Annotated in this window: 20 protein-coding genes; 15 read left to right on the forward strand and 5 right to left on the reverse strand. The window is 70.4% G+C overall.

All coding sequences use genetic code 11. From position 1 onward, the window contains the following. Positions 1-69 precede the first annotated feature (69 nt). Together NGF19_RS12775 and NGF19_RS12780 are read left to right on the forward strand one after the other, a co-directional pair. Positions 70-1308: an MFS transporter gene (locus NGF19_RS12775; RefSeq protein WP_252424950.1), complete on the forward strand. Its 1239-nt coding sequence runs from the start codon at positions 70-72 to the stop codon at positions 1306-1308. Positions 1309-1396: 88 nt separating this feature from the next. Further along, positions 1397-2266, forward strand: coding sequence for a LysR family transcriptional regulator (locus NGF19_RS12780; protein ID WP_252424951.1), 870 nt, complete (start codon positions 1397-1399; stop codon positions 2264-2266). 148 nt (positions 2267-2414) lie between these two features. Here the strand turns inward: NGF19_RS12780 and NGF19_RS12785 are convergent, their stop codons facing one another. Together NGF19_RS12785 and NGF19_RS12790 are read right to left on the reverse strand one after the other, a co-directional pair. Beyond that, positions 2415-2498 carry a helix-turn-helix domain-containing protein gene (locus NGF19_RS12785; protein WP_252424989.1) on the reverse strand — a complete coding sequence of 28 codons (84 nt, stop codon included), beginning with the start codon at positions 2496-2498 and terminating at the stop codon, positions 2415-2417. Between the two features lie 487 nt (positions 2499-2985). Continuing rightward, on the reverse strand, positions 2986-5733 hold the full coding sequence (locus NGF19_RS12790; RefSeq protein WP_252424952.1) for a helix-turn-helix transcriptional regulator: 2748 nt from the start codon (positions 5731-5733) through the stop codon (positions 2986-2988). Between the two features lie 199 nt (positions 5734-5932). On the opposite strand from NGF19_RS12790, the gene NGF19_RS12795 reads away from it, so the two are divergent. The 3 genes from NGF19_RS12795 to NGF19_RS12805 all read left to right on the forward strand — a co-directional run bounded on the left by NGF19_RS12795 (position 5933) and on the right by NGF19_RS12805 (position 9596). Continuing rightward, positions 5933-6943 (forward strand): helix-turn-helix domain-containing protein, encoded by a 1011-nt coding sequence (locus tag NGF19_RS12795; RefSeq protein ID WP_252424953.1) that lies wholly within the window; start codon positions 5933-5935, stop codon positions 6941-6943. Positions 6944-6966: 23 nt separating this feature from the next. Next, positions 6967-7929, forward strand: a complete 963-nt coding sequence (locus NGF19_RS12800) for an AraC-like ligand-binding domain-containing protein (RefSeq protein WP_252424954.1) — start codon at positions 6967-6969, stop codon at positions 7927-7929. Between the two features lie 677 nt (positions 7930-8606). Continuing rightward, positions 8607-9596 carry a helix-turn-helix transcriptional regulator gene (locus NGF19_RS12805; RefSeq protein WP_252424955.1) on the forward strand — a complete coding sequence of 330 codons (990 nt, stop codon included), beginning with the start codon at positions 8607-8609 and terminating at the stop codon, positions 9594-9596. A gap of 669 nt (positions 9597-10265) precedes the next feature. On the opposite strand, the gene NGF19_RS12815 is transcribed toward NGF19_RS12805, so the two are convergent. Then, positions 10266-11702: a PucR family transcriptional regulator gene (locus tag NGF19_RS12815; RefSeq protein ID WP_252424956.1), complete on the reverse strand. Its 1437-nt coding sequence runs from the start codon at positions 11700-11702 to the stop codon at positions 10266-10268. 412 nt (positions 11703-12114) lie between these two features. Here NGF19_RS12815 and NGF19_RS12820 point away from each other — a divergent pair, with 412 nt between their 5' ends. Continuing rightward, positions 12115-13092, forward strand: a complete 978-nt coding sequence (locus NGF19_RS12820; protein WP_372505653.1) for an alpha/beta hydrolase — start codon at positions 12115-12117, stop codon at positions 13090-13092. 61 nt (positions 13093-13153) lie between these two features. Here NGF19_RS12820 and NGF19_RS12825 read toward each other — a convergent pair whose 3' ends face one another. Continuing rightward, entirely contained in the window at positions 13154-13405 is a 252-nt protein-coding gene (locus tag NGF19_RS12825; protein WP_308288479.1) for an AraC family transcriptional regulator, read from the reverse strand. Continuing rightward, entirely contained in the window at positions 13318-13983 is a 666-nt protein-coding gene (locus NGF19_RS12830) for an AraC-like ligand-binding domain-containing protein (RefSeq protein ID WP_308288476.1), read from the reverse strand. Before NGF19_RS12830 ends, NGF19_RS12825 begins: the two co-directional genes overlap by 88 nt. A gap of 345 nt (positions 13984-14328) precedes the next feature. On the opposite strand from NGF19_RS12830, the gene NGF19_RS12835 reads away from it, so the two are divergent. From NGF19_RS12835 to NGF19_RS12875, 9 genes are all read left to right on the forward strand, one after another. Continuing rightward, complete coding sequence (locus NGF19_RS12835) at positions 14329-14985, forward strand: TMEM175 family protein (protein WP_252424958.1); 657 nt, start codon at positions 14329-14331, stop codon at positions 14983-14985. Between the two features lie 144 nt (positions 14986-15129). Beyond that, positions 15130-15792, forward strand: a complete 663-nt coding sequence (locus tag NGF19_RS12840) for a hydrolase (protein ID WP_252424959.1) — start codon at positions 15130-15132, stop codon at positions 15790-15792. Between the two features lie 5 nt (positions 15793-15797). Beyond that, positions 15798-16307 carry a DoxX family protein gene (locus NGF19_RS12845; protein ID WP_252424960.1) on the forward strand — a complete coding sequence of 170 codons (510 nt, stop codon included), beginning with the start codon at positions 15798-15800 and terminating at the stop codon, positions 16305-16307. Positions 16308-16384: 77 nt separating this feature from the next. After that, positions 16385-16990: a Dps family protein gene (locus tag NGF19_RS12850; RefSeq protein WP_252424961.1), complete on the forward strand. Its 606-nt coding sequence runs from the start codon at positions 16385-16387 to the stop codon at positions 16988-16990. Beyond that, positions 16990-18417 carry a dihydrolipoyl dehydrogenase family protein gene (locus NGF19_RS12855; protein WP_252424962.1) on the forward strand — a complete coding sequence of 476 codons (1428 nt, stop codon included), beginning with the start codon at positions 16990-16992 and terminating at the stop codon, positions 18415-18417. The genes NGF19_RS12850 and NGF19_RS12855 overlap by 1 nt, the downstream gene beginning before the upstream one ends. Positions 18418-18602: 185 nt before the next feature. Next, on the forward strand, positions 18603-19556 hold the full coding sequence (locus NGF19_RS12860; protein ID WP_252424963.1) for an alpha/beta hydrolase: 954 nt from the start codon (positions 18603-18605) through the stop codon (positions 19554-19556). Beyond that, complete coding sequence (locus NGF19_RS12865; RefSeq protein WP_252424964.1) at positions 19553-21439, forward strand: amidohydrolase; 1887 nt, start codon at positions 19553-19555, stop codon at positions 21437-21439. The genes NGF19_RS12860 and NGF19_RS12865 overlap by 4 nt, the downstream gene beginning before the upstream one ends. Positions 21440-21455: 16 nt before the next feature. Then, positions 21456-22205, forward strand: coding sequence for an acetate uptake transporter family protein (locus NGF19_RS12870; RefSeq protein ID WP_289734739.1), 750 nt, complete (start codon positions 21456-21458; stop codon positions 22203-22205). Positions 22206-22282: 77 nt separating this feature from the next. After that, positions 22283-22597 carry a GNAT family N-acetyltransferase gene (locus NGF19_RS12875; protein WP_252424965.1) on the forward strand — a complete coding sequence of 105 codons (315 nt, stop codon included), beginning with the start codon at positions 22283-22285 and terminating at the stop codon, positions 22595-22597. Positions 22598-22614 lie beyond the last annotated feature (17 nt).

The following is a 22614-nucleotide window of genomic DNA, read 5'->3' on the forward strand; positions in this document are numbered from 1 at the left end:
GCGAGGAGGCTCTCGTCACCGCCCGCCCGCGCCGGTGAACGCCGGCCCGTCTGTTCCGAGAAGGTGCACATGTCCACCTCGTCCGACCTCCGGACCTCGCGCCGGTCCGCGACCGCCACCACCCCGCACGGCGTGCCGGGCTGGCTGATCGCGCTGCTGGCCGTCGCCTCCGGCATGACGGTCGCCAACCTGTACTACGCCCAGCCCTTGCTCTCCACGCTGAGCGGCGTCTTCCACACCGGCGCCGCCACCACCGGGGCCCTGATCACCCTCACCCAGGTGGGCTATGTGATCGGCATGCTCTTCCTCGTCCCGCTCGGCGACCGCCTGGAGAAGCGCAACCTGGTCACCGCCCTGCTGGTGGTCACCACCCTCGCCCTCCTCGCGGCCGGACTCGCCACCAGCTTCCCGATGCTGCTGATCGCCTCGCTCGTCAGCGGGTCCACCTCGGTCGTCGCCCAGATCCTGGTGCCGTTCGCCGCGAGCCTCGCTCCCGACCACGCCCGCGGCCGCATAGTCGGCCGGGTGATGAGCGGTCTGCTCACCGGCATCCTGCTCTCCCGCACGCTGAGCAGCCTGGTCTCCGACCTCGCCGGCTGGCGCACCGTCTTCCTCGGCTCCGCCGCCCTGATGGCCGTACTCGCCGTGGCCCTGCGCGCGGCCCTGCCGAAGCACGCGCCGACCACCACCATCCCGTACCACCAAGTGCTGCGCTCCACCGCGCGGCTGGTGCGCACGCATCCGGCGCTGCTGCGCCGCGGTCTCTACCAGGCGGCGATGTTCGGCGCGTTCAGCGCCTTCTGGACCACGGTCTCCTTCGTCCTCACCGGTCCCGTCTTCCACTACTCCGCGGTCGGGGTCGGCGTGTTCGCCCTCGTCGGCGCGGCCGGAGCGGCCATCGCCCCGTTCGCCGGGCACTGGGCCGACCGCGGGCTCGTCCGGCCCCTGACCGGTGTCGCCTTCGTGGTCGCCGCCGTGTCGTTCGCGCTCGCCGGGTTCGGTGGGCACAGCGTCATCCTGCTCGCCCTCGCCGCCATCCTCGTGGACATGGCGGTCCAGGCGACGCTGATCCTCGGCCAGCACACCGTCTACCAGCTCGACCCCGCTGCCCGCGCCCGTCTCAACAGCGCTTTCATCGCCATGTTCTTCGCGGGCGGAGCCGCCGGCTCCCAGCTCGGCTCCGTCGTCTACCACGCGTGGGGGTGGTCCGCCCTCACCGCCTTCGGCGCCGCGCTGCCGCTGCTCGCCCTCCTCTACTGGCTCACCGAAGGTCGGCGCACGATGCCCGGCCCGGCCACGGAGGCATGACCGGCGCACCTGTCGTCCGCATACGATGCCGGAACGGTCGAGGCCGCCGCCTTCGCGCCAAACGGAGCGCGGCTCAACGGGAGTGATGATGGATCTGCGGCAGATGGAGGTCGTGGTCGCGGTGGCGGACACGGGCGGCTTCACGGCGGCGGCACGGCGACTGCACGTGGTCCAGTCCTCCGTGTCCGGTACGGTCCGCGCCCTCGAACGCGAACTCGGCACCCCGCTGTTCGACCGCACCACGCACCGCGTCGCCCTCACTCCGGCGGGCGAGGCGTTCGTCCCCGCCGCTCGGGCGACGCTCCGGTCCGCCGAACTGGCCCGGGAGGCGGTCGACGCCGCCCGCGGCCAGCTGCGCGGGCGGGTCACGGTCGGCACCATGCAGGGGGTCTGGGCCGGCCTCCACCATGCCCTGGCCGCCCTGCGTGCGGAGCATCCGGGCGTGGTCGTGCGGCTGCGCCAGGCCGCCGTCGCCGACATCCGGCAGGCACTGCGCGAGGGCACCGTGGACCTGGCCGTGGTGGCGCTCGACCGCCAGCAGCAGCGCGGCCTGACGACCCGGCTGCTGTCCCGTGAGGACATGGTGCTGCTGGCGTCGCCCCGGCGGGTCCTCGCCGGGGCGACGCCGGACGGCGAGGTGCGACTCGCCGACATCGCCGCGCTGCCGCTGGTGGACTTCACCCCCGGCTGGGCCATCCGCCACGCGGTCGACCGGGCCTTCCGGGCCGCCGGTGTCGACCGCAGCACCACGTTCGAGGTCAACGACATCGTTGCGGCGGCCGAACTGGTCCGCAACGACCTGGGCGTCTGCGTCATGCCCGGGTCGATCGCGGACCGCTTCCCCGATCTTCCCCAGTACCGCTTCGACCACCACGCCCCGCACTGGAAGGTCATGGTGGTACGGCCGCCCGGCGAGCCGTCACCGACGGTCGCCGCGCTGCTGCGGCACATCACCTGATACCGGGACGGAGAGGACGGCTCCGTCCCCGTGGCGCGTGCGTGCCCCCGCCGGCTCGGCGTCCCGGCGTCGGGTGCGCGGCACGCGGACAACCTCACCTCCCCGAGCCCCAGGTGCAGCAGCAGGCGGTGGGCGCCGTCGTCCAGGTTCAGGCCGGTGATCTCCTGAATCTGGCCAGCCGGTAGTACAGCGAGGTGCGGTGCAGCTCCAGGACCTCCGCGGTCCTGGGCACCGAGCCGGCGTTCTCCAGGAAGCAACGCAGGGTTCTCCTCCAGCCGGGCGCCCGCGCTGTCGTCCACCAGGCGCTCGTGCGCCGCGCACCGCAGCGCCGAGTCCGAACCGACCAGCCGGCCCAGGAACTGGCGGGTGCGCTCCTTGTTCACGTCCGAGGGCAGCCGATCGGCGTACATCTCGACCGCCGCCGTGCGGGCGACCCGGTCGATGGCCGCCCCTCGGAGGAAGGCCGCGCAACGTCTCCGGGAGCGGCCTGGAGGTGGCGAAAAGGCTTTCAAGCCAGGGGAGTTCGCCCGGCATGACGGTCATCCGGCGACGACCTGTGCGCCCCCGCGAACGTGCCACTCCCCGACAGGACGGGCAGGGGCGGGAACGAGCCCGAGGACCGCCCGAGCATCCCGCGAACGGTGCGCGGAGTGTCCGATCGCGGTGCACCGCCGGAACATCTCGGGAGAGCCGGTGCCCGCCCACCGAACGGGTCGCGCTCAGTCCGTTCCCAGTTTCTCGCTCAGCTGGCTGCGAGAGGTGATCCCGAGCTTCGGGAAGATCCGGTACAGGTGCGTGCCGATCGTCCGGGGCGACAGGTACAGCTGCCGGCCTATCTCCTTGTTGGAGAGCCCCTGCGCCGCCAGCTGGGCGATCTGGACCTCCTGGGGCGTGAGCAGGTCCCGGTCGGGGCGGCCTTGGCTCCTGCTGCCCTCGCCGGCCGAGCGGAGCTCCTGGGCCGCCCGCTCACGCCAAGGCTCCACGCCCATGGCCGCGAAGGACTCCCGGGCGATCCGCAGCGGAGTGCGGGCCTCCATCACCCGCCGGCGCCGCCGGAGCCAGGTGCCGTAGGCGAGCATCAGCCGGGCGCGGACGAAGGGCGTACGGGACATGTCCAGGTTGAACGCCGACCGGAAGTGCTCTTCGGCGTGCTCGTCGTCGGCGAGCAGCGCCCGGGCGAACCCCAGGTTCACCCGGATCATCTGGACCTCGCTCGCCCCGGCGGACGTGGCGAGCTGTCGCAGGGCGTTCCGCGCCATGGCCCGCTGGTCGTCGCCGGTGGCGGCTTCGGCCAACTCCGTGATGGCCATGGTCTGCATGAACGGGTGGTAGGCGGGATCGGCCGGGTCGAAGACCCGCCAGACGCAGGAGAACGCCTCGGCGGGATGGCCCGCGGCAAGGCCGATGAGGCCACGCGTGATCTGGATGTACGCGAGCTTGGAGGGGTCGACCACGGTCAGCCCCTGGCCCTCCGCCTCGCCGATCGTGACCAGCGCGGTGTCCAGGTCTCCACGCAGTGCGGCGAACTGTGCCTTCGCCACCCGCGCGCCGGTCATCCAGCGCGGTTGCACGTTCTCCTCGGCCAGCCGTGCCGCCTCGGCCGCCGCCGGGAGTCCGGTCTCCCAGTCGACGGTGTGCACGGTGGCGAGGGCGAGGAACACCAGACTCTGGGCCAGCAGGGCCCGACGCCCCTGACGACGCAGTCCGTCTGCCGCGTGGCGGACGAATCCGGTGACATGGTCGTACGCGTTCAGCATGATGGCCGCATTGGCCAGGGTGGCGGCAGTCACGACATCGTACCCGCCCTCACGTTCGAGGCGCCGCAGCCGGTCGATCACCGTCGCCGACGCCTCCACCGGGGCGGCCCCCGCCAGCGTGCACACCAGGTCCAGGTGGAGCTCCGGGACCGGTAGCCGCTCGGCGGCCGTCACGACGCGCTCCCGCAGTTCCCGCTCCGGGTCCGCCCACCAGCACCGCCGCGCGGCCGCGCGCAGCAGCCGCAATGCGAGTTCGGGATCGCCGACCTCGGCGGCCTGCTCGGCCGTGGCGATCAGCAGGTGGATCCGGGAGGTGCTCGTGTCGGACTCCGATTCCAGCCAGTCGCGCAGCAGGACTATTCGGGCCCGCTCCAACGGGTCGGGGCCCAGCGATTCGGCCTGCTGCACCAGGGCTGACGCGCGATCCGCCTGGCCGAGTTCGAAGCGCAGTTCCGCCGCACCGAGGAGACGGGCCACGCCCTGAGAGGGAAGCTCGCTCAGCGCGGTGGCGCGTTCCAGCGCCGTCAGGGCCACCGCTGTGGCACCGCGCTCCTTCGCGCTGAGAGCTGCCTGGTCCAGTTGCCGTGCCACCGCTTCGTCGGGACGACCATCGGCCGCGGCCCGGTGCCAGGCCTGCCGGTCGGACTGTCCCTGGAGGGTGCGGGCAAGCGCGCCGTGGGCGGCAAGACGGTCCGCGAGCGAGGCCGAGCTCAGGATGGCGGAGCGTACCAGCGGGTGGGTGAAGTCGATCCGGAACCCGTCGACGCGCATCAGACCCGCGGCGATGGCGGGCTCCAGGGAACGTGCGGACACCTCGGCTCCGGTCAGGGCCGAAGCCGCAGCGAGCACCTCGGTCAGCGCACCGTCGTCGGCGATGGCCGCGACCAGCAGCGCGAGGTGCGTGTCGGACGGAAGGCCGGCTGGCCGAGAGGAGAACGCCCGCTCCAGGCGGGCGGTGAGGGGAAGTCCGGGAGACAGCGCGGACTCCCGAGGCGCCCCGTCCGCCCCCAGGGTCATGGGGAGCTCGGTCAGCGCGAGGGGATTGCCGGCCGACATCTGCGCCACCAGGCGGCGCGTCCCCGGGGCGAGACCGGGGCTGCGGGCGGTCAGCAGGGCGTCGGCCGCGTTCGGCTCCAAGGGCTTGAGGTGCAGCTCGCGGAGGTCGGGGGCGCCCCGCCACACCGTACGGTCCTCGCGGACGGCGACGAGCAGGCCGACGGGTTCGGCGCCGACGCGGCGTGCGACGAACGCGAGGACGTCCAGGGTCGGCGTGTCCAGCCACTGGGCGTCGTCCACGACCAGCAGAACGGGGGCTTCGGCGGCCACCTCGCCGAGCAGGCCGAGGACGGCCAGGGAGAGCATGAAGAGCTGGGGCCCGGAGGCACCGGGGGACGGCTCCGTCATGCCGAAGACCCCCAGCAGCGCCTGCGCCTGGGGGGTGGGCAAGCGCGGGATGCGGTCCGTCACGGTGTGGGTCAGCTGGTGCAGCCCCGCGAACGGCAGATCGCTCTCGGCCTGGACCCCCGAGGCCCTGAGGACGGTGAATCCGCAGGCGCGGGCCCGGGCTGCGGCGTGGTCCAGGAGGGCGGACTTGCCGACCCCGGGGGCCCCGTGAATCAGCAGCGCGTCGCTATGCCCGGGCAGGGCGTCGACCAGTGCGTCGACGGCCGCCAGCTCCTCGCCCCGGCCGAACAGTGTGGTGCCTGACATCCGATGTTCCTCTGCGCCTGCGCCAGTGCTCTGACCTGGACCGTTGCAGTGTAGATGCACGCCTTGCACAGTCGGAATGCGCTGAGAGTCATGTGTCCGGCGACGCATCACCCACAGTCGCTTCACAGTCATTCAGTCGCCGACGTAAGTCATCCCGTGTTCCATGCTGGATGCCATGCCGACCGGAGGGAGAGGACCCATGACATCCGTGACCGACCCGGCCGGGTTCCCGGAGGACGGGAATACCGGCCATCGCTGGAGCCGCGCCGTCTCCATCGCCGCCATGCCCGTGACGGTCGCCTCGTACGAGCCTTTGTCGGACCCGGGCCGGATGACGACCCAGCAGTTGGGGCACCTGCTCTTCATCACGACGGATGCGGGCCCACGCCGCTACACCCGCGACCTGCGGGAGATCGCCCGTGGCACCAGGCAGGCCGAGGGGTTCTTCGTGGTCGCCGTCATGGGGGCCACCGGTGCCGTGGTGCAACAGGACGGCCGGACGGTCGAGGTCCCCGCGGGAGCGGTTTCCTTCTGGTACACGGAGACCCCCCATGTGGTCGACTACCCGGACGGAGTGGACGTCAGGGTGTGCCTGCTCCCTCGCCGGGCCTTCGGCGTGCGCGACGAGCAGCTGGAACGGGTGACGGCCACCGTGGCTGACGCCGGCGGCTCGGTGGCCGCCCTGGTCAAGCAGTCCCTGCTGACTCTGGTCGAGACGGCCGAGGACTGCCCGAGGCTCGTCGCCGGCCGGCTGGCGTGCAACTTCGCCGACCTGGTGGCCGTCCTCGTCACCGAGCAGGCCTCCCGTGACGAGCCGGCCACGGAGGACTCCCGCCACACCCGGATCTGGGAGATCCACGCCTACGTGGACCGGCACCTCAAGGAGCCGGAGCTCGGGCCGCAGACGATCGCGGCCGCGCACGGCATCTCCGTTCGCTCCCTCCACAAGCTCTTCGAAGGGGAAGGGGCCACCGTCAGCCGCCTGATCCAGCGCCGCCGGCTCCAGGCGAGTGCCGAGGACCTCACCCGCAAGGACGGCGGCGACAGCACGGTCTCCGGCGTGGCCCAACGGTGGGGCTTCACCGATCCGGCCCACTTCAGCCGGCTCTTCCGTGCCTCGTACGGCATCTCACCGAGCCAGTGGCGCGACACCCGCGGCGGCGCCGAGCCGTCCGACCCGCAGGATGCACGAACCCCGGTGTCCCGATGACCCGTCGACTCGAGGAGAACCCGGTGTCCGCATCTCTCTCCACCGCGTCGCTGTCCGCCTCCGACCGGGCGGAGAGCTGGCAGGACACCGTGTCCCACACCTTCGTGCCGATGACCGTGGACTTCCTGGAGGAGGTGCCGTCGCCCGGGGAGATCGTCGGCCACCGGCTGGGTCCCGTGCGGATCTCCAGGGTTCAGGCCGGGCCCCAGGTGGTGACCCGCAGCAGGCACCTGGCCGACGGCGACTCGCCGACGCTCGTGCTCAGCCTCCAGGAGCGGGGCACCGCCCTCAAGGAGCAGGACGGCAGGGAGACACTCATCCGGCCCGGCGGTTTCTCCATCACCGATACCTCCCGGGCCTTCCGGCAGAAGATCGACGAGGAGTTCGCCTTCACCTCCTTCCACTTCCCCCGCGCCGAACTGGACGTGCCCGAGAAGGACCTGCGGGCACTCACCGCCACGGCGTTCGACGGGACCGAGGGCAGCGCCGCACTGGTGGCGACCTACCTCGGTCAGATGGCGCGCGAGGCGGCGGGGCTGGACGAGACCGTCGGGCGCCGCGCCGCCTCGACGGCGCTCGATCTGCTGGCGCTTTTCGTCGACGACCGGGCCGGGCGCGCCCGGCCGCAGGACTCGCAGAGCGCGGCCTCGCTGGAACGGGTCAAGGATCACATTCTGCGCAACCTCCATGATCCGGACCTGTCACCGTCCACGATCGCGGAGGCGAACTTCATGTCCGTCCGCCTCCTGCACAAGCTGTTCCACCTGGAGGGCGCCACGGTCGGCGGGTGGATCCGGACACAGCGGCTGGAGCGCTGCAGCCGGGACCTCCTGCGGCCGATGGCCCGGGAGCTCGGGGTGGCGGGGATCGCTCGGCGCTGGGGCTTCGCCAACTCCAGCCACTTCACCCGTACCTTCCGCGCGGCGTACGGCATGGCGCCGCGGGACTGGCAGGTCGGCGCCCACTTCGCGCGTCGGAACGGCTGAAATGGCGTAGCAGTCCTGACCATCGGTTATATGCCGGTGGCCGACAGGCACGCGAGCGCTTGTGCGTCGGCTCCGCGCGGCGGATACCGACGTCGCTTCCGGCGTCCTGGTGTTCCGGGGGTGCACGGGGATCTGACCATCCGTGCACGCCTGCACGGGGAGTGTCCTCGCGTCGGTTCGGCGCCGTCCGGCAGGACAACCTTCCCTTTTCTCCGCACCCTCGCCGCCGACGGGTGGGGGCCGACGCGCCGACACCAGTCGGCGAAGTGCTGGCCGGCGGCGCAGACGGAGCCGATTCACACGGGTGCCACCGCCCGTCGTCAAACGGGGTCAGGTGCCACGGAGATCGCGACGGCGACTTCCAACCTGCCTAACTGGTGGGGGAGTTGACCGACGCCGGTTGGCAGGCGAGGGCCGCACCGAAGGGAGAGGAGTCCTCACGGCCAGGCCCTCGCCCTCACCCAGCGCGGCCGTCGCAGGCCCAGAGACGGGGTGATGTCCAGGTCGGCTCCTGAGGCACTTCCCACCGGGCGGACCGCCACACGCACAAGGCCACCCGCCCCGCCTTCCGGACCTCGCGGCGGCCCGTGGCACCTCCGCCCCCAACCATCATCGGCCGCCGCCCGCGCGCACCGCTCAGGCAGACTGGCCGAATTCAGTCCTTCCAGGAGTTTGGTGTGCTGCTGATCGACCTCAAGACCGTCCCGCCCCGTGAGCGCGTGGACGCCTTCCACCACGTGCTGACGGATACACGGACGCCCAACGACGTCGTCCACGAGGAGCCGGAGACCGGCATCCACGCGCGCATGGAGGCGTGGCGCGTCGGCGGACTGGACCTCTTCGCCACCCGGAACTCGGGCTTCGAGGTACGCCGAACGACCCACCACGTAAACCACCACCGGGACAACCCCATCGTCTCGGTCTCCCTCCAGACCCGGGGCATCCACCGGGCCGAGGTCGCCGGTCGGCAACTCCTCCTGGGCCTCGACGACATCTGCGTCTTCCACGAACTGACACCCCGCACATACGGCTGGTCCGGCGACGGCGCCTCCCAGGTCGTCATGTTCGACATGAACCGCCTCGACGTGCCGGTCGACACCGTCGAACGAGCCTCCCTGCAACTGCGCGCCAGCCCGCTCCACAACCTGGTCCTGGAACACCTTCGGGGCATCCACCGCGACCCCGGCCGCCTGGAGGGCGATCCCGGTGCCCAGGACCTCGGATCCGCCACAACGGAACTCGTCCGCGCGCTGCTCCTGTCCGCCGCGCACGCCGAACAGAGCGTCGAGGTCAAGGCCACGATGGACGAGACCCTCCTCACGCGGATCATGGCCTACGTACGGTCCCACCTCGCCGATCGCGAACTGACACCGGAGCGGATCGCGGCAGAGCACGCCATTTCGGTGCGCCGCCTCTACACGCTGCTCAGCGGGGCGGGAATCAGCCTGGAGCAGTGGCTGATCGACGAGCGGCTGGGCGAGGCGCGGCGCATGCTCGCCTCCCGGCGCTACGACCGCCTGACCATCGCCGCGGTCTCCTCCCGCTGCGGATTCAGCAGCCCCAGCCACTTCAGCCGTCGCTTCCAAGCGGCCCACGGGATGTCCCCGTCCGAGTGGCGCCGCTTCGGCGGCGCCGTCACCGCGGACGCGCCCCTCGGACGTGCCTGACGACCCAGCCGGGTCCTGATTCCGGATACGCTCCCCTTAGGACTTGTCCGGCCGATCATGTGACTGCTCCGCAGTCGTGTCGTCGGTGTGGGTATGGGGCGGGGTGATCTGGCGATGCCGAGTGGGAACGGCTGCGGCCCTGTCACCGGGTCTGGCACGAGACCTGGGATTTCGCCCTGTCTCCCGCTCTCACGAGCACTCCGCTCGCGAAGCGGCAGTACGACCTGCGGCACTCGGCGCTGTCCACGTGGCTGTGCGCGGGCGCGGACCCGGCCGAGGTAGCCCAGCGGGCGGGGAACAGAGGCGGCCGAAGTCGGCGTAATAGCAGATGCCTTCGGTCTCGTCACAGATCACGGCGACGTCGTCCGAGTCGAGAAGCTCTTCGGGCAGGCTGCCGAGTTCGTGGACGGGACCGTCGTACTCGACGAACAGCACCCCGAGGGCGATCCCCAGCCCCCAAGGGGAGCAACCCCGGTGAGCGCGGGGCCGACATCGAGCAGGCCCCCGAGCTGGGCGGCTTCGCGGAGCAACCCCCGCGAGCGCGGGACCGACGCCAGTGGTCGGGGGTGCGGCGGGGACCGGCGTGGCCGCCTGGGGTACGTACGGCCAGGCCGAGGCTTTCGAGGGTGACCAGGCCCTTGCCGGTGGTGGAGCGGCCCAGGCGCCGTGTCAGGCAGCCGCAACGGACTGCCCGGCCTGATCGCCTTGGGCGCGGGGCCGCTGCGGCTGGAACTGCTGTCCCCGGCGGACGCTCGCGCCGCGCTGGCCCTGCGGGACGGTGCCGAGTGTCTGGCCGTCGAGCCCGCTGCGGCCGACGACGTCATCGCCTGGTGCGGCCGCCTGCCCATGGTGCTGGTCGTCGTCGCTGAACGCGCTGAGAGGTGTGAGGAGTTCCCGGATACGCAGGCCCAAGTGCAAAGTGATGCGGTCTGCGCCGTTGTCCAGATCGAGCCCGGTGATCTCCTGAATCTGCCGCAGCCTGTAGTACAGCGAAGTGCGGTGGATCTGAAGTGCCTCCGCAGTCCTGGGTATCGATCCGGCTTGCTCGAGGAAGCACCGCAGGGTTGCCTCCAAGCGATGTCTACCGCTGGATTCCAGCAGGGCACGCAACGGCTTCGGGATCAGTGACTCGTTCAGGGCATGGTCCGGCAGTTGCAGTAGCACAGCGAACTCACCGAGCTCCTCCCAAGAGCCGATGCCCTTCAGTTCAGGCACCCGGTGTGCCGCGCGCACCGCGACGAGCGCCTGCTCGTAGGAAGTCCATGCGTCGGCAAGACCCGTCTGATGACCGCCGATGCCGATGACGGGAGCGGCTGAGGTGTCCAGATAAGCGCCGAGGGCTTCCATGATGTGGCCGGATTGCTTTCGAAGCGTTTCCTGACTCAACGGCCGGTCGGCGAGCTGGAGCAGGACGGCTCGATCCGACGTGATCGCGAAGACGCCGTCAGCTTGTCGGGCACGGCGAAATCTCTCCAGTGCCCCGCGTAGTGCGATCCCCACCTGCCCAGGAGACATCCGGGAGCGTGCCACCTGCACAATGCTGACCACCGTGTGGGGGGCGTCCGCGAGGAGCGTGCTGTCCAGGAACTGCTTCCGGGCCTCAGCGCGCGCGGCCGGGTTTGAGCCCAGCAGCGACAGAAGGAGCTTCTGCTCCCTGGTCTTCTCGGCATCGGTCAAGACGTGATCAGCGTACATCTGGCCGGCGATGGCGGGCGTTGCCCGGCAGATGACCTCGGATTCCTCGGGCGCCAAGGACGCGTCCGGTGCGATCACCATTAGCAGACCGAGGAGGTGTCCGCGCTCCCGCAGCGGCACGCAGTACCGAGGGAGCAATCCGAGATCGTCCCGGCCCTCGATGAATCCCGGCTTGGACCACTGGGTGACGCCCTGATCGAGGACGTGACGAGAGGCTTCGCTGCTTGCCTGTCCCTGCAGCAGGCTGTGGATGCGTGCCGGGTCCGCGTCATCGAAATGTCGGCTCGAGCAGATAAGCCTCATCAGGGGGTCGTTCAGGGCCACGGAACGACAGAGTGACTCCGCAAGCCCCTCGATCAGTTCTTGTAGCGCGGCACTGCCGACGGGGGCTCGCCGCAACTGTTCGGTCATGGCAGTCCTCATTCGTGGTCATCTCTCTGCGACGCGAGACCGGTGGTCCAGAATTCAGGCTGGCTCCTCACGCACTGGTCCCGAACCCGTATCGCTCCGATCCCGCATGTCCTCGAGAAACGGTGACACCGCCGCGATGCCCCACAGTGCACGGCTCTTGTCTGTGTCCGCAGGGAATACCAGGCTGTCGCGCATCTGTTGCGGAACTGCCTCAGGCTGACCCCGTGGCTCATTGCCCAGTCGTGTCAATGGCGCCGCCCTGGTCTCCGAACGGATGCGTTGACCACGGCGTCAGGTGCAGTACGTATCTGCGTCGGCAGATCGCGTCCGACGCGGAGCGCCTGTCCGGTCGGGGGCGGCCGCGCCGGCCGCCCCCGAGCGGCCCGTGAATTGCCCGTGCGTAGGAGTGCTTGTGCAAGAAGACGTTCAAGTTCCGTGGGTGACGCCCGTCCTCGGACGGCAGACGCGTGACTTCATCGAGTCTTGTCAATGGCCTGCTTCCCCGCACACCGACGGTGCCGCATCGAGGGCACGCATGGCGGCTCTCTGGAGCGGCGGCGGCCGCGATGAGCCCGATGTCGAGGAGGAGTGGCTGGCTTTGCCGGGAAGCGGCGGGAATCGCATCCGGGTGAGGATTCTCCGTCCCGCGGGTACGCATGAGCCGCTGCCAGTAGTGCTGTATCTACACGGGCTTGGCTGGATGCTGACCGATGCATACGCACATCGGCAACTGGTGGTGGATCTGGCGCTCGGAGCGGATGCGGCCGTGGTGGTCCCGGAGTATGACGTACCAGAGCAAGCTCGCTACCCGGACGCCGTTGAGCGGGCATACGCCATAGCCCAGTGGATAGCCCGGCACGGCGCGGGATACGGACTGGACGGGACCAGGATCGCGGTTGTCGGCGCCAGTGCAGGCGCCCAGCACGCGGCCGCGCTCATCCTCGTGGCGCGGACGCGCCGCGGCCCGCGCTTCCGCCACCAGGTGCTGGTCTGTCCGGTGACCGACGCGGCGATGGACACTCTTTCCTATCGCCAGTTCGCGGAAGGGTACTTCCTGAGCCGCGCCGCCATGCGCGACTACTGGCAGCAGTACGCACCGGACCCGCGGGACCGCGCACGGGGCACCGTTTCCCCTCTGCGTGCGCCCACCCGCTGTCTCGTAGGCCTGCCGCCCACGCTCGTCATCACCGCCGAGGCCGACGTACTCCGTGACGAGGGCGAGGCCTATGCGGCGCATTTGAGGCAAGCGGACGTCCCGGTCGTGTCGATCCGTTATCACGGCACGATTCACGGATTCGTCCTCTTCGATCCGCTGCGCGGCACGGAGGCGTCCAAGGCGGCACGTATTCAGATGACCGATACCTTGCACACCGCCCTGCATGTGGCATGAGGTTGCTCGACGCTTGCGGAAGCCCTCCCCGGTCAGGCCTTGCCGACACAGTCCCAACAGGTCACTCGGGCCCGTCCACGGTCACGACAGCGCCACGAAGCCGCCGCCATTCGCTCGGGGCCACTCCATAGGCTGCCTGAAAACGGCGGCTGAAGTGACTCGGGCTGCTGAACCCGCATCGCCATGATCCGCGCGAGCAGGGTGTCGTCCATCGTCGACCTGACCTCAGTGGTCTGTTCGGCGTGCGCGGCCGAGAGATGCAGAGCGCGTACGAGCTCCGTCGTGGCGGACGCCAGAGCCTCCGCGCCGGGATCCGCCTTCAGGCGACCGGGATCGCGCCACACCCCCCCGCAGATGCCGCAGAACCAGGTCATAGGGCGGACTGGACCGCAACTGCAGGGATGCTCTCACCACCACATCCACCGGCACGCCGAGGCGGTGCATGTCGAACATCATGGACTGGGATGCCCCGTCGCCCGACCAGCCGTACACGCGGGGTGACAACTCATGGAAGACGCAGATGTCATCGGAGCCCAGAAATTCCTGCCGGCCCGAGACTTCGGCCCGGTGGACACCCATGGGCTGGAGCGAGACCGAGACTACGGGAGGGCTTCTGTGGTGGCGTACGTGTCGAGCTGTGCGCCGTACTTCAAAGCCTGAATTCCGGGGGGCGAAGAGGTCCAGTCCGCCAACGCGCCATAGTTCCATGCGTGCGTGGATGCCGGTCTCCGGCTCCTCGTGGGCAACGTCGTTGGGCACCAGCGAATCCGTCAACGCGTGATGGAATGCCTCCACTCGCTCACGAGGTGCCACGGTGTTGAGGTCGAGCAGCAGCACACAGCTGCCCAGGAAAACTACCCTCAGGCATTCTGCCGCATCGGTGAGCAGCACCGATGCGGCAGATGTCCAGGTTGGGAGTTTGCGTCGCCCGGCCGTGTAGTCCTGCGAACGGAGGAATGACTGCTCCGCCCGTGCCCTCTTCTTGTCCGGGAGTGCACAGCACTCTCCTCGGCGGACCAGGGGGAAGGAAACGGCACCGATACTTTTGATCCGTCACCGCTGCAAGCGGCTGGTGCAACTCAGAGCCCAGAGAGGTGTCGAACCCCGCTCGCGGGCCCATGTCAGACCGACGGAACGGACGTTGGCCCAGGAACTGTCGGACGGACGAGCCCTCGAGGATGCGCCGCGACAGAAACCGCCCGAATCCGACATGAGTCACGTACTTCAGGAGCCGGCTTGCCCCGTACCCATGCTCGCAAGTTCTCTCGTTCCGAAACCACACGGGCTGAGGCCTTCAGCGACGGGGTGTTCGCGATCGCCGTCACGCTTCTGGTTCTCAATCTCGCTGATCCGCCGCACAAGCCGGGCGGCCTTGGCCGGGCTTTGCTGGCTCAGTGGCCTGCCTACCTCGGCTACCTGGCGTCCTTCGGCTATGTTGCGGTGATCTGGCTCAACCATCATCAGGCGTTCGTCCGCATCAGATCCATGGACCGCGGACTCCATGCTGCCAACCTTTTTCTCCTGCTCACCACAGCGGCACTTTCCTTCCCCACAGCGGTGGTCGCGGACGCACTGCAGACAGACCTCACGGACTCCGACGCGCGGGTGGCCGTTGCGCTTTATGCCGGCCTGGCCGCAGCGATGTGCCTGAGCTGGGTGGCCTTCTACCAACAGATCGCCCGGAGACCCGAGTTGCTCGACCCCGAGGTGGAGGACACGTACGTACGGCACGGACGGCTTCGCTCCTGGGCCGGAGCTCTCGCCTACACCGTTGCCGGGCTCCTCGGGGTGTTCGTCGCACCGTTGCTGGCGATCGCGGTGTTCGTCCTCCTCCCGGTCTTCTACTTCGTCACCAGCGAAGGTCTGCCCGGCGGGCGGGACGGCTCCTCTTGACACAGCACCCGACCAGTAGTGCGCTGTCGTGCCAACTCCTGGGCACAGGGAGCAAAGGCGGTCGATCGGATCGGTCGTAGCTTCGGGGAGTGCCGAGCCGCCGATGCGGCGGGCGCGCTACCGATTGCTCCGAAAGGACCCCTCATGTTCGACATCGCCAAGGTGCAGGCTGCCCCGAGCGCGGACCTGCTCACGCCCGACAACGCGGTCATGCTTTTCGTCGACCACCAGCCGCAGATGTTCTTCGGTACGGGCAGTGGCGATCGTGCCGCGATCATCAACAGCACCGTGGGTCTGGCCAAGGCGGCTCGGGCCTTCGACGTGCCGGCCGTCCTGACCACGGTCGCCGCCGAGTCGTTCTCCGGGCCTCTGCTCCCGCAGCTCGCCGAGGTGTTCCCCAAGCACGAGGTCATCGACCGCACCACCATGAACGCCTGGGAGGACGAGGCGCTCGTGGCGGCGGTCAAGGCGACCGGGCGCAAGAAGATCATCCTGTCGGGTCTGTGGACCGAGGTCTGCCTGGTGCTGCCCGCGCTCTCGGCGCTGGAGCAGGGGTACGAGGTGTACGTCGTCTCCGACGCCTCCGGCGGCGTCAGCCCGGCTGCCCACGAGCACGCGCTTCAGCGGATGGTGGCCGCCGGCGCGGTTCCGGTGACCTGGGTCCAGGTCCTCCTCGAGCTGCAGCGCGACTGGGCGCGCCAGGAGACGTACGGCGCGGTCATGGAGATCGTCAAGGCCCACGCGGGCGCCTACGGTCTGGGTGTCGTGTACGCGCAGAGTGTCATCGGCGCGCACGCGGCCGGCTGACTTCCGTGGACACCGGCATCCTGATCCTGCGTCTGCTGGTGGGACTGCTCGTGGCCGGCCATGGGGTGCAGAAGATCAGTTCACACCTGGGCGGCAGGGGACTCGAGGGCGGCACCGAGGAGTTCCGCGCCGACGGCTTCCGGGGCGGAGCCCTCACCGCCCTGGCGGCAGGCGGTGGCCAGATCGGATCGGGCCTGCTGCTCGCCACCGGCTTTCTGGCCCCGCTCGCGGCGACCGGGGCCATCGGGGTCATGACGGTCGCCCTCACGGTGAAATGGCGCCACGGCCTCTGGGTGCAGAACGACGGATACGAGTACCCGCTCGTCCTCATCGGCACCGCCGCCGCACTCGCCGCCACCGGACCTGGCGCATGGTCCCTCGACTCGGCCCTCGGCTTCACGCCGTACCCGTCTTGGTGGGCGGCCATCGCGCTTGTGGTCGGTCTCGGCAGCGGGTTGCTCACCCGGCTCGTCCTGCACCGGCCGCCCCCGGCGAGCGCTGAGCGAGAGCCGTGAAGACCGGGCCCGGCCGCCTTGTGTCCCCGCCCGGGCGGCCGGGCCCTCCCACCTCTTTCCCAACCATGGAGTACTCGATGGAAACCGCGATCACCGCGTCCAGCACCGAACCCACCACACTCCCGCGCAGCGGCGGCCAGCCGCTGCTGCACCAGAAAGGCGCCGAGACGCAGGCGTTCGGCACGCTCAAGCAGCTGCCGATCGGCCTCGGCCACGACACCCGCATGTACGCCTGCCAGCGGCTGAACCGTGTCCTCGCCGATACGCAGATCCTTTACTCCCTCTACAAGAAGCACCACTGGCTCATGCGGGGGGCGACCTTCTACTCGCTCCACCTCATGCTGGACAAGCACGCGGAGGCCCAACTGGCCATCGTGGACGCGCTGGCCGAGCGGGTCCAGAGCCTCGGCGGCGTCGCCGTCGGCGATCCGCGCCACGTCGCGGAGCTGACGACCGTTCCCCGACCGCCGGACGGCGTCGAGGAGGTCCCCGTCATGCTGTCGCGGCTCCTCGACGCGCACGAGCGAATCCTGATCGAAGCGCGGGACGCCGCCGCCAGGCTCTCCGCGGAGGGCGACGAGGGCAGCACCGACCTGCTCGTCTCCGACGTCATCCGCACCGGTGAGGCGCAGGTGTGGTTCCTGGCCGAGCACCTCGTGGACACCCCTCTGGTGCGCGGCTGATGGACGACACGTACGACGTCGTCGTGATCGGCGGCGGGCCCGGTGGCGAGGTCGTCGCCGACCGGACCGTCCGGTCGGGACTGACCGCCGTCGTCGTAGAGGCCGAGGCGGTCGGCGGCGAGTGCTCCTACCGTGCGTGCGTGCCCAGCAAGGCCCTGCTGCGTCCCGGCGCGGCCCGAGCGGCCGCGCGGTCGGTCGACGGATCCCGGCAGGCGGTCACGGCGGCACTCGACCCGGCGCACGTCCTGGCCCGCCGTGACCGTTTCACCGGTCGCGGTGACGACACCGGCCAGGCCGACTGGCTGGACGGCGCCGGCATAGCTCTCGTACGGGGGCATGGACGGCTCGCCGGAGAGCGCTGGGTGGAAGTGACCGGGGCCGACGGCACGGTCCGCACCCTGCGGGCCCGGCGCGCGGTCGTGCTCAGCACCGGCACGGAACCCGTGCTGCCGCCGGTCGTAGGGCTCGACCGGATCGGTGTGTGGACCAGCCGGCAGGCCACCACGGCCGAGGCGGTGCCCGAGCGGCTCGTCGTCATCGGTGGGGGAGTGGTGGCCTGCGAGATGGCCACCGCGTGGCGCTCGCTCGGTTCCTCCGTCACCCTCCTCGTCCGCGACCAGGCCCTGCTGACCGGCTGGGAGCCGTGTGCCGGGGAAGAGGTCGCTCGGGGGCTGACCGGTCTGGGCGTCACGATCCGCTTCGGGGTCTCGGCCACCAGGGTCGCCCGTGATGAGAACACCCGTACCGTGACCCTGGACACCGACGACGGCGCCACCCTCGTCTGCGACGAGGTTCTTGTCGCCGTCGGCCGGAGCCCGCGCACCGCGGACCTCGGCCTGGAGTCCGTCGGGCTGCCGGCCGGTGATTGGCTCCCGGTCGACGACACCTGCCGTGTCACCGCGCTCGACGGCGACTGGCTCTACGCCGTCGGCGACGTGAACCACCGTGCGCCGCTGACCCACATGGCCAAGTACCAGGCCCGCGCCTGCGCCGCGGCGATCGCCGAGCGAGCCGCGGGTCGCCCGGCCGTCACCGGCGGCGGGCAGGCGTGGAGCGCGGAGGCTGACCACGTCGCCGTTCCGCAGGCCGTCTTCACCCTTCCAGAGGTCGCGAGCGTCGGCCGCACGGAACGCGCGGCACGCGATGCGGGTCTCGCGGTACGCACGGTGGAGTACCTCATCGACGACGTCGCCGGGGCCGCGCTCCACGCGGACGACTACCGCGGCCACGCAAAGCTCGTCGTCGACGAGACCCGAGGAGTCGTCGTCGGCTGCACGCTCACCGGGCCCATGGCGACCGAACTCATCCACACGGCCACCGTCGCCATCGTGGGCGAGGTCCCGCTCGAGCGTCTGCGGCACGCCGTGCCCGCCTTCCCGACCGTGAGCGAGGTCTGGCTGCGGCTTCTGGAGGCGTACGGCCTCTGAGACGAGGCCCCTGCGTCCACCCGTCACGCCGAGATCGGCGTGCCAGCTCGCACATCACCGAAGCGCACGCCGTGGCCGTCTCCCGCCCGGCCGTGGTCACCGACGTGATCCTCGATGCCGCGCTTACGACCTGCTGAGCACCCGCTCCGCCCATACCTCGTACATCCTCCGAAGGAGAACCCCTCATGAAAAAACCGCCGATCCTCGAACCCGCCGCCCAGGCCTTCGCCGACGCCACCGCGCAGCCGCCATTCCTCTACCAGATCCCCGTGGCCGACGGCCGTAAGGCCGTGGATGACGTCCAGAGCGGTGAAGGTGTCCCCCTGCCCGACGTCGACGAGGACTGGGTCACCGTCCACGGCGGTCCGACCGGCGACGTCCGCGCCCGGATCGTGCGCCCGCGGGGAGCCGCCGGCCCCCTCCCCGTCATCCTCTACATCCATGGCGCGGGCTGGGTCTTCGGCAACGCCCACACCCACGACCGGCTCGTCCGCGAACTCGCCGTCGGTACCGGGGCGGCCGTGGTCTTCCCCGAGTACGACCTGTCGCCCGAGGCCCGCTACCCCGTCGCCATCGAGCAGAACTACAGCGTCGCCCGGTGGATCGCCCGTGAGGGACACCACAAGGGCCTCGACGGCGCACGGATCGCCGTCGCGGGCGACTCCGTCGGCGGCAACATGACCGCGGCCCTCACCCTCATGGCCAAGCAGCGCGGCGAGGTCCACGTCACCCACCAGGTCCTCTTCTACCCGGTCACCGACGCGAGCTTCGACACCGACTCGTACCACCAGTTCGCCGAGGGTTACTTCCTGCGCCGCGATGCCATGAAGTGGTTCTGGGACCAGTACACGACCGAAGAGGCCGAGCGCGCCCAGATCACCGCCTCGCCGCTGCGCGCCACCACCGAGCAGCTCGCCGGCCTGCCGCCCGCCCTGGTCATCACCGCCGAGGCCGATGTCCTGCGCGACGAGGGCGAGGCGTACGCGGGGAAGCTCCGCGCCGCCGGCGTCCCCGTGACCGCCCTTCGCGTCCAGGGGGCGATCCACGACTTCGTCATGCTGAACGCACTGCGCGAGACGCAGGCCGCGGAACTTGCCATCGGAGTCGCCACCGCCACCCTGCGCAAGGCCCTCGCATGACCGGGGCCTCGACGAGCATGCCGGTAGCGGGCCTCGTTCCCGCCCCGCGGCGGGAACTTGCCCAGGCCGACCTCCTCGTCCGTAACGCGAAGGTGTTCACCGGTGACGCCGGTCGTCCCGAGGCTCGTGCCGTCGCGATCCGTGACGGGCGGGTGGCGGCCCTCGGAGACGACCACGGCCTCGCTCACCTCGTCGGGCCGGGGACCAGGGTCGTCGACGCTCTCGGCCGCAGGGTGATCCCCGGCCTGAACGACTCCCACCTGCACGTCATCCGGGGCGGCCTGAACTACGTCCTGGAGCTGCGTTGGGACGGCGTGCGCAGCCTCCGCCACGCCCTGGCCATGCTGCGCGAGCAGGCCGGCCGCACCCCCAAGGGGCAGTGGATCCGGGTCGTCGGCGGCTGGACCGCCGAACAGTTCGCCGAGCGCAGGATGCCGACCATCGCCGAGTTGAACGCCGCCGCTCCCGACACCCCGGTCTTCGTCCTGCATCTGTACCAGTCGGCCTTGATGAACCGGGCCGCGGTGAGGGCCGCCGGATTCACTCGCGAGACCCCCGATCCCCGTGGCGGACAGATCGTGCGGGGCAGGGACGGCGAACCGAACGGGGTTCTCCTCGCGGCGCCGAGCGCTCTCGTCCTGTACTCGACCCTGGCCAAGGCACCCGCCCTCGACGAGGCCGACAAACGGTTGTCGACGCGACACTTCCTGCGCGAGCTGAACCGCTTCGGCCTGACGTCCGCGGTCGACGCCGCAGGCGGGTTCCAGAACTTCCCCGACAACTACGGCACGGTCGTCGATCTCGCCAAGTCGGGGGAGCTGTCCCTCCGGATCGCCTACCACCTCTTCCCGCAGACGGCCGGACAGGAGCTCGCCGACCTGAAGCGCTGGACCGAGATGGTCAAGCCCGGGGACGGGGACGAGTGGCTCCGGCTGAACGGCGCGGGCGAGAATCTGACCTGGGCCGCCGCCGACTTCGAGAACTTCTCCGAGCCCCGTCCCGAGCTCGCAGCAGGGTACGAGGTCGAGTTCGAGAACGCCGTCCGGCTTCTGTTGGAGAACGGCTGGGGCTTCAGGCTCCACGCGACCTACGACGAGACGATCCGCCGCGACCTGGCCGTCTTCGAGAAACTCGCGACGGAGGGACTGTTCCCCGGCGGCAACCGCTGGCTCTTCGACCACGCGGAGACCGTCTCGGCCGACAGCCTCGACCGGATCGCGGCCCTCGGCGGCGCCCTGTCCGTCCAGAACCGCATGTCCTTCCAGGGCACCGCGTTCCGCGACCGCTACGGTGCCGAGGCCGCCGCCCACACCCCACCGGTCCGCGCCATGCTCGACCGAGGTCTGACCGTTGCCGCCGGAACCGACGCCACCCGCGTCTCCTCGTACAACCCGTGGGTCGCGCTCCACTGGCTGGTGACCGGGCGCACCGTCGGCGGCACCGCGCTCTACCCGGCCGGGAACCTGATCAGCAGGGAGAGCGCCCTCGGCCTCTACACCCGCGGCGGAGCGCTGCTCACCGGCGAGCAGGACGTCAAGGGAACCCTGCGAGAGGGCTGTTACGGCGACCTCGCGATCCTGTCCGACGATTACCTCACCGTGCCCGACGCCGCCATTCCCGACATCGAGTCCGTACTCACCGTCGTCGGCGGTCGCATCGTCTACGCGAGCGCGGAGTACGAGGGACTCGACGAGGCCGTACCACCGGTCAGGCCGGAGTGGAGTCCGGTGGCCCACTTCGGCGGCTACCAGGGGGGTGCCCGCCAGGCGTCGCTCGTGGCCGAGGCCGTCGCCGAGTCCGAGCAGCACCGCCGGTGGCGCGTCGCACGGGGCTCCGCCCCCGAGACACCGACGCCGTTCCTCGACCCCTGCTTCGAGCACTGAAAGAGAGATCCCCACGATGAGTACTGACTCCGCCTCCGCCGGTGACGCCGAAGACGCTCCGGACAGCCGCCGGGACGCCGGGCCCGCCGGGCCGGGGCGCCGCTTCGAGCCGGACCTTCGGTCGATGACCCGGATCAACCTGCGCCCCATCGCCTCACCGATGCCGCTGGGCTTCTTCACGGTGGCGATCGCCTCCGTGATGACGGGATGCATACAGCTCGGGCTCTTCGAGGAAGCGGCTCGTGGCGCCGTCGCCCTGTGCGTACTGCCCGCCTTCGCCCTGCAATTCCTCGTGAGCATCCTGGCCTTCGGCGCCCGTGACGTGATCGCGGCGACGCTCATGGGCATCTTCGCCGGCAGCTGGCTGGCCTACGCACTCGTCATGTTCAGCGGCGCGGCCGACGGCCTGCGCGTGCTGGGCGTCTTCAATCTGGCGCTTCTCTGCTTCGGGGCGCTGATGACCGCTGTGACGGGGCCCAAGCGCGCGCTGTGGCTCGTCCTGGCGGTCTCCCTGCCCCGCTGGGCCGCCACCGGTCTGTCGGGTCTCACCGGCGCCGAATGGCTCACGCGCACTTCCGGGGTCCTCGGCCTCCTGGTGGCGCTCGTCGCGATGTACGCGGCGTTCGCCCTGATGTTGGAGGACATGCGCAGCGAGGAGGTTCTGCCCATCGGCCGCAGTGGCCCCGCCCACGCGGCAGTGGAGGGCGACCTCGCGGTCCAGCTCCGGAACCTGGAACGCCAGGCGGGCGTGCGCCGCACGCTCTGAACACCTGCCGACCCGCGCAGACCCGACCCACGCACACCTACCGACCCCGCGAACACCACGTCCGCACAGGAGCACCCATGGAACCGCAGGTGGTGAACCGACCCGAGAGGTCTCGGTACGAGGTCCTCGCCGGTGACGACGGCACCGAGACCGCGGGCTTCGCCGAGTACTTCCTCTCCGAGGGCGAGATCGCCTTCATCCACACCGAGACCGATCCCCGGTTCGCCGGCCGGGGCCTGGGCGGACTGCTCGCCCAGAGCGCCCTCGACGACGCCCGCGCACGCGGGCTGCACGTCCTGCCGTACTGCCCCTTCATCCGGGGGTGGATCCGCAAGCACCCCGAGTACGCCGACCTGGTGCTCGAGACGCATCGCCCACGCTTCGGCCTGTGAACAGGAGGCTTCCGCCT

Source organism: Streptomyces macrolidinus (assembly GCF_023887685.1).
GTDB lineage: Bacteria > Actinomycetota > Actinomycetes > Streptomycetales > Streptomycetaceae > Streptomyces > Streptomyces macrolidinus.